This is a genomic window from Verrucomicrobium sp. BvORR034, from assembly GCF_000739635.1.
Lineage (GTDB): Bacteria > Verrucomicrobiota > Verrucomicrobiia > Verrucomicrobiales > Verrucomicrobiaceae > Verrucomicrobium.
The window spans coordinates 57,908-68,206 of sequence record NZ_BATQ01000014.1 but is presented as its reverse complement, the minus strand read 5'-3'; the positions used below and the strand labels follow the sequence as shown (position 1 = coordinate 68,206).

Genomic DNA, 10,299 nt, shown 5'->3' with positions numbered 1-10,299 from the left:
CCATCCGCTGCCGCCCCCACCGCCCCGTCCCCGGCTCCCATGGTGGACATTCCCGCCGCCATCTTGGTGGCCCAGCCCAGCCCGGCTGCCCCGGAAAATTCTCCTGCTCCCGCCGCCCTAGTCTCCGAACCGCTTCCCCATCCGGAAGTGCCAGCCCCCCTCCCGCAGGTGTCCAGCCCCCAGGCAGCGGGTGTTTCCTCGACCGCCTCACTCCCCTCCGTGGACGCGACCGGATACTGGGTGGACAACGCTCCCCTCAATGAAGTTTTCCAGTACCTCGCCCGCAAGGCCAGGCTGCAATACTTCTACAACACGGAGATCAACGGACCGCAGTTCATTCTCACCGGTCATCTGGAGCTGGACAACCCGCTCCGGCAGATGGAGGAGATCGCCGTGGCCTACGGGCTGAGCCTCTACCAGCAGGGCTCCACGGTCTATATGATGAACGAGATGCAGCTCGCGAGGCTGCCCGTGGAAATCATGAGCTACCAGCTCAAGTATCTGCGCGGCTCCCCGCTGAGCCGCAGTGGCGCCAGTGCCGGGGGCGAGGCGGGCGGATCCTCCGGACCCGACCAGCAGGATTTTGAAAAGCTCAAATCCATCATGCGTCCCCTGCTCACGAAGAATGTGGGGCAGATCGAGTTCGAGGAAAAGACCAACACCCTTCTCATCACGGACAATACCGTGAAGCTCCGTCGGGTGCGGGAGCTCCTGGAAAAGCTCGACCGGCCGAAGCAGCAGATCTCCGTGAACGTGCGCGTGCTGCGCGTGACCAACACGCGGGGCAAAAAGGTGGGAGTGGACTGGAAGACCTCCCTGGGAGACGGCATCACCATCTCCGCCGAGCAGAGCCTGAACGCCATGTTCAACCTTCCGGACACCAGCACGCTGACGAAGGCCAGCAGTGTGGCCCGCGAGATGACCAACTCCTTTGAGAACATCACGAAGGCAGCAGGCGTTGTCGGAGTTCCCGGCAACTCCAACTACGACAACACCAGCACGGCCGAGGGGTTCAAAACGACCTCCAGCAGTTCAGACCACAACAGCATCTATCAGGATGGCCCGGGTCTCGTCTTCGATGGCATGCAGGTGCAGGCCATCGTCCACGCCCTGGAGCAGAACGGCATCGTCTCCCAGGAGTCCTGCCCCACCATCATCACGGAGGACAATGAGCAGGGCATCATCTCCATCGTGGACCGCTTCCCCATCGTCACTTCCAACGTCTCCCAGACCGATGCCGGACAGACCATCACAGACGAGGTGCGCTACAAGATCGACAAGGACGATCCGGATGCCATGGAGGAGCCGGACAAGAGCCGTGAGATCGGCGTCACCCTCACCGTGACCCCCACCATGCTCCCGGACGGGACCATCCGCATGAAACTGCGCCCCCGTGTGGCAAAGATCGTGGAGCTGGTTCAAGGCAACAACGGCAACCTCTATCCCCGGGTCAGCGAATCCACGGCCGATGCCATCAGCCGCATCCCGGCAGGACAGTCACTCATTCTCGGCGGGTTCTACGACTACAGCAGCAGCAACAACAAGAACAAGGTGCCGGTGCTGGGCAACGTTCCCGTCCTCAAACACCTCTTCCGGTACAAGGAAAAAACCATGGAGAAGGTCAGCCTGGTGTTCATCATCACGCCGAGTGCGTATGATGCCGGCAGCATCCACGCCATCCAGCGCGTGAACGAAGAAGTCCGCGCGTACTCCGGCATGGAGCGGCCCTATCTGGAACAGATGAGCCAGCGGCTGGAGCCCTCCTGGCTCGTGCCCATGGGCGGTGGCCCGTCCGAAAAGTCCCCGGGCCCCTCCTCCTCCATCCCCAGTGAAGGAGGAGATATCTCCCCCCAACCCCAAGAGGCCCCGCAGTCCCGCCCCTGGCTGAAACGCATTTTCTCCCGCGAAGAGCGGCGCCCCATCACCAGCTCCTCCCACCGGCCATGAACCCTGCAAGGATCACTGCCAACATCAGTGGCCTGGCGTACCTCCCCCAGGAGGCCTCCCGGCAGCTGAGTGCGGGCATGGGTGCTCTTGAAAAGATCGCCTCCTGCACCGCCAGCCACCTGCAACAGGGCGGCTATATGACGGACGACGAGGCCCGTGAGATCCTGGCCAACTATCGTGCCCATCTCAGTTCGGGCAGCGCTCAAGACTCTCCCACCATCACTGATTTCCTGGCCTTCGCCGCGCGCACCCAGTCAAAGATTCACGAGCTGACCGCTGAGGGGGAAGTAGCCCGCATGCAGAAGGTGCTGCGCCACCGCCTGCACGAACATGTGCACTACTGGAGCGTGGGGCCGCTGCCGGGACGGCCCAAGTCCCTCTATGAGCACAGCCCCGCCCTCCGGATCGCCTGCTCCCTGCTCGGCTGCCCCTCCGTGCTCGCCGGTGAAACCAGCATCGTGCACATTGCTTCCTTGAACCCCATGTCCGCCGTGGTCGCCGCGGACTGGATCCGGCATGAGATGACCGCCGGCGGACAGGCCGACGCGCCCTTCATCTTCTCCTTCATCGTGGATCTCCCCCTCTGGGAAGGTCTGGTCCAACGCCACTTCGCCGCATGAACCTGAACCTCGGAGTCGAATTCAACGACACCATCCGGTCACTGATCGTGGAACAGCTCCGGGAGAACAACTCGCAAGACGAGTTTCTCTCGGACGAAGCCATCGTGCGCAAAAGCTCCAAGGTGCGGATCCTGGGTGCGGTGGGCAAGGCCTCCGGCCTGCCGGCCTTCCCCCAAGTGCGCGACCTCGCCGACTCCGAACTGGTCGGCTACTGTGATCCCTCCGCCCTTTCGCGCGGCCTTTTTGTGCCTCTGCGGCGCAGCAACGAGCAGATCCTGCTCGCCGTCGCCAATCCCTGGGACTACCGCGCGGATGACTACTGTGCCACCCGCTTTCCGGACGAGGAAATACTGAAGGTCGTGACCCTCGCCTCCGAGGTGTCCACGGTGATTGAAGGCACTGCAGCAAGCTCCGGCCCGAGCCGCGCTGACCTGGAGGCTCTCGAGGTGGACGAGTTCAGTCTGGAGATTCCCGACTTCGACGTGACCCGGCAATATGATGAGCCGATCGCCCAGCTCGTGGCCAGCATGGTCTCGGACGCGATCAAGCTGCACGCCTCGGACATCCACATCAAAACAGAAAAGACCTCCATCGCCTACAGCTACCGCATCGATGGAGACCTCGGCTCCAAAGTGGAAATGCCGGTCAAACTGCGCGACCGCATCGATGCCTTCTTGCTCAACCTCATGCGTCTGCCGCCGGAGGAGCGCAACAAACGCCCGGGCATTTCCGGCCGGTTCACCGCCACCTACTATGGCCGCGCGGTCGGGGTGCGCTACGAGCGCCACCGCACCTATCGCGGCTACCACGTGACGATGCGGCTGCTGGACAAGACCCATCTGGAAGCGCGGCTGGGCATGGGAACGCTGGCCTTTGACGAAGAGACGCTCTTCGAGCTGGAGAAGGCAATGGCCGTGCCCACCGGCATCATCGTGATGTCGGGACCTACGGGTTCTGGGAAATCCACGACGCTCAACGCCATGCTGCGGGAGCTCAACCGCCCTGAGGACAACATCCTCACGCTGGAAAACCCGGTGGAGGATGAGATCCCCGGCGTGACCCATTGCGACCTGCGCGACTCCTCAGAGTTCAAGCCCATGATCACCAGCTTCATGCGGTCGGATCCGGACATCATCCTCATGGGGGAGGTCCGGGACCGTGAATCCGCCGAGCTGGCCATCGAGGCCGCCATCACCGGTCACAAGGTGCTGACCACCATTCACACCCCGCGTGCCTCCCAGATCATCGAGCGGTTCGAGCAGCTCGGCATGGAGCGGTGGAAGATCGCCCAAACGCTAAAGGCCGCCTGCGCCCAACGCCTCGTCAAACTGCTCTGCCCGGCCTGCCGCGAGAAACAGACGGGGCTGAGTGAGCGTGAAGTGCGGCTGTTCCAGCTTGATCCCGCCTGGCTCCAGCGCACGGTTTACACCCACCGCAAAGAAGGCTGCCCGGAGTGCAAAGGCCGCGGCTACGCCGGCCGCACCGCCATTCTGGAAATCCTTCCCATCAGTCCACGCATTGGTGATGCCCTCGCGAAGGGGCAGATCACCCCGTTTGAACTGGAGCAAGCCATCCGCAAGGACAGCAACCTGCCCTCCCTCCGGGACAACGGCCTCAAGCTGCTGGAGGCCGGGCGCACGGACATGGACGCCCTCCGCAAGGTGCTGGACCTCACCTATGAATCCTAGCCAGCCATGAACGGTTTCCAAGTCACCCTCCGGAACATCAAGAAGCCTGAGGTCTCCAAGGTGATCGCTGTTGAAGCGCTCAACCGGGACCAGGCCTCTCTGCTCGCTGCCCGTGAAGGATTCAGGGTGGCTCTGGTGAAGCCCCTGCCCAGTTCCCATCAGCGCTCGCAGACCAACCGTCCCATCTCCACGAAGGATGCGATCAAGCTCTTCCGGGGCCTGGCCTCCATGTTGAGGGCCAACATCAGCACGGCAGACGCACTCCTCTACTACGCCCAGGGCCTGCCCGATCCGGCACTGCAGGGCTCGCTCATCAGCATCCGCAACCGGCTTGAAGCAGGTCTGCCGGTTCACATCGCCTTTGCCAAGGAACGCAAGTTTGATTCGACCATCATCACCATGATTGAGGCCGGCGCAGATGCGGGCCAGTTGCACGAGGCCTTCAGCTCCATGGCGCGCAAGCTAAAGGTGGAGATGATGTTCGCCAGCAAGCTGCGCAACGCGCTCATGGTGCCGTGCCTGGTCATCCTCTTCCAGATCGTCCTCTTCATCTGGTCTCAGGTGAGTGTCGTCAGCCAGGTGGAGGGTACTCTCAAGAGCATCCGCCAGGAACCAGATCCGCTTTCCAAGGTGATCTTTTCCTTCAGCCATGTCGTCCAGATGACCTGGCCGTTCTTCATCATCGCCCTGACGGCCTTCATCGTCGGCCTGTTCCGCTCCAAGGAGCTCCGCGCCCGCCTCCTGCATTTCTTCATGAGCCGCTGGCGGCTCCTCACCAAGCTGGTCATGGGCCTGCGGCAGACCGCGTACGTGGGCACGCTCCAGATGCTCTATGCCAACGGCATCAACCTGGCGCGGGCCGCGACCCTGGCCGCCAAGGTGGTTCAGGAAACACCCATCTACACCCCGCTGCTCACCTCCGCCCAGATCTACGAATCCTCCGGCCTGCCATTCGCGGAGGCGCTCAAGAAGAACGCCGTGCTCGACCCCCAGGTCATCCACATGATCGGCATCGGGGAAAAGTCCGCCTCCCTCCCCGAGCAGCTCGAGATGCTCCGGGACATCTACGAGGAGGACACCGCCCAGACCATGTCGGACTTCACGCAGATCATCAACTTCATCACCCTGGCCATGGCCATGTGCCTCATCGCTCTCGTCTTTGCCGGAGCCATGCTGCCCATCTTCCTCATGGGTCCCCGCATGATGGCCTCCGGCGCCATGTAAGCAAGCTCGTCCTCCACCATGAACTTCCGCCTTCCACCCCTCCAGATTCTCCTTGGCGCGCTGACGCTGGCGGCGGCGTTTGCGCCAACCGCAGGACTTTCCGCCGCCCCTCCGAAACCGGAGATCCTCGTGGAGAAACCCAAGCTTGCCCCCCGCCCCCTTCCGGGAACGGCAACAGCACAGGACAAGGGAAAGGCGGAGGAAACACCTGTTATTCCCTTTATTCCCGTGCCGGAGCCCGCACCGTCCGCCGACATCGCGGAGGCAGCTCTAAGGCCCCTCGACATGGACCGGGCCCGCATCCTGGTCGTTCGTCGTCGCGGCACGTTCAAGATTCCTCCCAGTGCCGCTCCAGAGGCGGCTGAGCCGGCAACTGGAGACCTAACCGAAGCTTCGGTCCCCATCCCCCTCCAGGAACCGTTGGCCGAAGGAAAATTCCGGGTCATACCGCGAGCATTGGTGCCCCCCACCAACCCGGCCCCGCCGGCCAAACCCTGATCACTATGAAAACCATCCGTGTCACTCCCTACCGTCAGCGCCACCGCGCCGTGGCCGGCTTTACGCTGCTGGAGATCAGCCTCGTGATCTCTCTGATCCTCGGTCTCGGCATGCTCACTGGCTTCAGCATCAATGCCGTTCAAGACTGGAAGAAAGCAAAGGGTGCCGCGATCTCCCTCCAGGCCGTGCATGCCGCCCAGAGAAGCTACCTCGCCGACCACCCCACCACCGACATCCAAGGCGTACCTGCCGCCGACCTTCTGCCCTACCTGCCTGAGGGCTGGGCATCCATCCCCACCGCAACTGGCCTCAAAGGTGAGCCCCTGACCGTGGTCCATTCCGTCATGCCACCCTACTTCGCCGTCGGCACGACCCGCTACGATCCCTCGACCACCCAGACAGACGGGCTCTGGGATGCGGGGCAGTAACTCCTTGAACCGCGACGTTTTGATCATGAACGCCACCTCCTCCCCCAGCCTCAGCATCGCCCCCGGCACACGCTTTGGCTACCATGCCGGCCCGTTCTGGCGCCGCCAGGCCCGGACGCTTGTCGAGGCCAGCGAGCCCGTCAACATTGGGGCCGGACTCCACCTGTTCGTGGCCCCCAATGGGGTCGGCAAAACCACCCTCCTGCGTTCCCTTGCCGGCCTGAGCCCCACCTTGGGCGGCAGCCTGAAAGTGGACGGGCGCGTCCTCTATCTCGCGGATGAACTGAAGATGGACGAGGAACTCAAGCCTCTGGCCCTCTTTCGCTCCCTGTTCAAAGGCCGGGCGCTCCACGAGGCCGAACGGCTGGCTGAAATCCTGAAGCTCAACCTCTCCTGCCCGATCGGCAAACTCTCCCGCGGCAACCGCCAGAAGGTGCTTCTCATCATCGCAGAAACCCGCCTCCATCAAACAGGTCACAGCGTGCTCCTCATGGACGAACCCTTGTCCGGGCTGGATGCAGAGACCCGTGAGGTCGTCACCGCGCTTTGGGCAGAAGCCAGCACCGACGCGCTCCGTCTCGTCATCCTCCATGAATTGGAAAGCGTCCGACGGGCCGACTCTCTCTTCACCATCCGGTCCGGCCGGCTGCACCACACGGGATCCCGCAAAGGGGACTCCTGGCTTGAAACTTACCGTACCCTGCACCAATGAGATCTGAACGAAGCTGGCCGTTGTTTCATGTATGCACCTCGAGCTTCACCGTGAGGGGAAGCTGCTGGCTGCTTCTGGGGGGAGCTCTCCTGTTTGCCTGGCTGGCCCCGTTGGTCACACCCTGGGAGGAGAAGCCGGTGATCCTACAGCCCGCCCGGGCCCAGGCGGCATGGCTCTATGTCTGGCTTGCGCTTTTCACCTGGCTTCCTTTCCAGGGGGCCGCCCTGGGCCATCGTCTGCGGCGGGAGGGCATTCTGGAGCATCTGCGCGCAGGCGGCCTGAAGCCTGCCCAGCTCTTCATGCAGATTAATGCCTCCGTGCTCATCTGGGCAGCCGCCCTGGCCGTCATCGCGGCCGGCGTGTGCGTGGTCTTCTGCAGTCCGTCCAACCCGACAGAGGCCGCCCGATGGTTTGGTCTGGTGGTCCAGTATGCCGTGCTCTATGGCGTGGTCGCCATGCCGCTGCTCATGCTCAGCGTGGCCCTGGGCACCCGCACCTCGGAGGTAATCGCCTTCCTGGCCCCGGTGGGGCTGCTCTTCCTCGGACTGTTCGGCAGTGGTTGGCTCGAACCCATGCTCACCTCCGGTGACAATGGGGTGTTTAAGACTCTGTGGATGCTCATCCCCCACTACCATCTGGCGGATCTCACCCCGCGTCTGGTCTTCAAGATGGGTCCGCTTCCCTTGGCCTCCTTTTTCCAAACCGTCATCTGCCTGGGTCTTGAAGGCGTGGCGTTCTTCCTCCTCGGATTATGCGCATTTCGTACCCGCTCCTGATCGGGGCCGCGGCCGCAGTGTGGGTCACCGGCCGGTTTGCCGCCCCTGCCCCAGCCACGCAGCCCTCGGCCCCGCCGGCGTTCGGCATTGCTGGCAGTGCCTATGGCAGCCTGGTCGCCAGGCTCATGCGAGACTCCCTCTATGCCTACTGGCACGGCGGAGAGCAGACGCGCAATCACCAGCCCGCGGCCGTCGCACCGGGTGCAACCAGCCAAACGCCACCGCCGCCGCCCATGCCGGGCCGGCTGGCACGCCGTGGCCAGCCTCCCGTGCCTCCGCCTCCCGTGGCTCCTGCACCGGTCATAGAGACCCCAGAGGAAGCCAGCGGCTCCCTGCTGGATCGAGGAGTCAAACTCATCGCCCGCCTCGATGCTGCCCGCACCCGCCGGGATGGCCCGCTGGCTCTCTCCGCAGCTCACAGCCGCTACATCAACGCCGCCGCCGACTGGCGCCTGCGTCTGGCCTGCCAGCTGGATCCCGGGGACGCGGTCCTCTACGAGATCCTTCACTTCCAGATTCAATCCAGAGCAGGGTCTCCTGACGCGGCTCAGAAGGCCTCAGAAGAACTGGCCCAGCGCGCCTTGAAACACGCGCTCTCAGATGACAGCGGGCTGGCCGACTGCCTGACAGGGGCGGGAGCCGCCATCAACCTGCTGAACGCCAGACTCCAGCCCGGCCAGACCGATCTTGCCGCCGCCTCCCGGACATGGCAGGATCTCGACACCTGCCTGGACCGCTACCGCCAGCTGCGATCCCATGCCCAGAACGAAGGCTGGTGGGCCGCCATTCCAGAAGTGCGCCGGGCAGAGCTCGAAAACCACGCCCGGTTCTTGGAAACTTTGGCCGGGAGAATCCGCACGCAGCTCTCCCGGACCGGCGTCCTCAGCAAGGCAGGTTCGAACTGAAGGGAACGGGGCCTACAGCCTTTGTTTAGGTCGGCCCAATCTCATGCTTTGGATGCGACACCCGTCTATCATCGCGGAAACTCCACGCCAACGGCGTGATACATAGCAGCCCGGGGTCAGACCGCGAAGCGGTCGCCACCTCGGGTATCGATGGGATAGCACGGAACTCCAAGGGAGTTCAACAAACGGTCCAGATCACCCGGAGACGTTCTGCTACGCGCCGAGGACGACTCAAGAGTCCGATCACAGTCTGTAGAACTCACTTTGGAGTTCTGGCTCACTCGTCCTTGTACCCAGGGTGGCGGCTCGTGCCTCGCCTCAACCCAGCAAGTTCGCGTTGAAGATGTTCTCCGAGATAGCCCCGCCACGATAAAGCTGCAGGAGGCTCTGGTCCCAGCGCAGATTGCCCTTGTAACGCAGGGCGTCTGCCAGGGACGTCGCGTTGCCATCATATGCCCGGATACCGGCGGCCACCGACTCGCTGGTGTTCTGAAGATACTCCGTGACGAGCACGCGGCCATTGAAGCCCGTGAGCAAACCCTGGGAGAGCACGAAGGTGAGAGTCTCACCCAGGCGATGCAGAATGGCCGGCTGCTGTTCCTTGGGGAAAAACTCGAGAATACGGTCAATGGTCTTCACCGCCCCTCGAGTGTGGAGTGTGGAAAGAACGAAGTGACCCGTCTGGGCGGCCTCGATGCAGGTCTCCATGGTTTCCCGATCCCGGATTTCTCCAATCAGGATGATGTTGGGCGTTTTGCGCAGCACTTCCTTCAGACCAGACTGGTAGGAATTCGTGTGCTTGCCCACCTCCTGCTGGGTCACCAGGGAGGGGCTGGGAATTTGCACTCCCGGCTGGTTGGGATCCTCCATCGTGGCGGAGTAGCGGTATTCAATGGGATCCTCGACCGTGACGATGTGTTTGGGGAAGTTCCGGCGCACCCAGTCCAGCACCGCAGCGAGGGTGGTGGATTTCCCTGAACCCGTAGGGCCTGTGATAAGGCCAAGACCGAAACGGCGCTGCATGAGCTCGCGCAGACTGTCGGAGATCATGGAATCAAGCCCCAGCGTCTCCAGTTGTGAGATGGTCCCACGCAACCAGCGGGTGGTCAGCCCCATGCCGCCCTCACTAAGGTGCAACTGCACACGCATGCGAACGGGGGCACCCAGCGCTCCGGCATCACAGCTGAAATCGATAACGCGGCGGGTCTTCACGAGCTCCCACATCTTGTCCACCGAGCCAGCCGCACTCACATCCGTCCAGATCTCCATCGTCTGGTTCAGATACAGGGCCTCCGCCACTTGGTGGACCATGGCATCGCTCTGAATACCGAAGGATTCCGCGATTTCGATGCCACGGTTGGTGTGGACATAGATCAGCCCATTGGACCGCAGTTGCACATCGGAGATCTCGCGACCCGGGTAGGCTTCTGCAAGTCGGCCCAGAAGATTTTGCACAGGGGAGTCAGGAATGCCGGTCATGTTTGCGGATGGATGGGAGTCC

Annotated in this window: 10 protein-coding genes; 9 read left to right on the top strand and 1 reads right to left on the bottom strand. The window is 62.9% G+C overall.

Translation table 11 applies throughout. The features are described from left to right. From BV034_RS03100 to BV034_RS03060, 9 genes are all read left to right on the top strand, one after another. Window positions 1-1,947 (top strand): secretin N-terminal domain-containing protein (locus BV034_RS03100; protein WP_265592560.1); only part of this gene is annotated, 1,947 nt, incomplete at its 5' end. Continuing rightward, a complete protein-coding gene (locus tag BV034_RS03095) occupies window positions 1,944-2,567 on the top strand; it encodes a hypothetical protein (protein WP_050024017.1) in 624 nt (207 codons plus the stop codon). The genes BV034_RS03100 and BV034_RS03095, both read left to right, overlap by 4 nt. Continuing rightward, window positions 2,564-4,255: an ATPase, T2SS/T4P/T4SS family gene (locus BV034_RS03090; protein ID WP_050024015.1), complete on the top strand. Its 1,692-nt coding sequence runs from the start codon at window positions 2,564-2,566 to the stop codon at window positions 4,253-4,255. Before BV034_RS03095 ends, BV034_RS03090 begins: the two co-directional genes overlap by 4 nt. A gap of 6 nt (window positions 4,256-4,261) precedes the next feature. Beyond that, on the top strand, window positions 4,262-5,479 hold the full coding sequence (locus BV034_RS03085) for a type II secretion system F family protein (RefSeq protein WP_050024013.1): 1,218 nt from the start codon (window positions 4,262-4,264) through the stop codon (window positions 5,477-5,479). Window positions 5,480-5,497: 18 nt separating this feature from the next. Beyond that, the gene (locus BV034_RS03080) at window positions 5,498-5,977 is read left to right on the top strand and encodes a hypothetical protein (protein ID WP_050024012.1); all 480 of its coding nucleotides are present in this window, start codon (window positions 5,498-5,500) and stop codon (window positions 5,975-5,977) included. A gap of 5 nt (window positions 5,978-5,982) precedes the next feature. Next, the gene (locus BV034_RS03075) at window positions 5,983-6,405 is read left to right on the top strand and encodes a type II secretion system protein (protein WP_050024010.1); all 423 of its coding nucleotides are present in this window, start codon (window positions 5,983-5,985) and stop codon (window positions 6,403-6,405) included. Between the two features lie 25 nt (window positions 6,406-6,430). Next, on the top strand, window positions 6,431-7,117 hold the full coding sequence (locus tag BV034_RS03070; protein ID WP_050024008.1) for an ATP-binding cassette domain-containing protein: 687 nt from the start codon (window positions 6,431-6,433) through the stop codon (window positions 7,115-7,117). Further along, window positions 7,114-7,893, top strand: coding sequence for an ABC transporter permease (locus BV034_RS03065; protein ID WP_050024006.1), 780 nt, complete (start codon window positions 7,114-7,116; stop codon window positions 7,891-7,893). The genes BV034_RS03070 and BV034_RS03065 overlap by 4 nt, the downstream gene beginning before the upstream one ends. After that, window positions 7,869-8,798 (top strand): hypothetical protein, encoded by a 930-nt coding sequence (locus BV034_RS03060; RefSeq protein ID WP_050024004.1) that lies wholly within the window; start codon window positions 7,869-7,871, stop codon window positions 8,796-8,798. Before BV034_RS03065 ends, BV034_RS03060 begins: the two co-directional genes overlap by 25 nt. 318 nt (window positions 8,799-9,116) lie before the next feature. On the opposite strand, the gene BV034_RS03055 is transcribed toward BV034_RS03060, so the two are convergent. Further along, window positions 9,117-10,277: an ATPase, T2SS/T4P/T4SS family gene (locus tag BV034_RS03055; protein ID WP_050024002.1), complete on the bottom strand. Its 1,161-nt coding sequence runs from the start codon at window positions 10,275-10,277 to the stop codon at window positions 9,117-9,119. Between the last annotated feature and the right edge of the window lie 22 nt (window positions 10,278-10,299).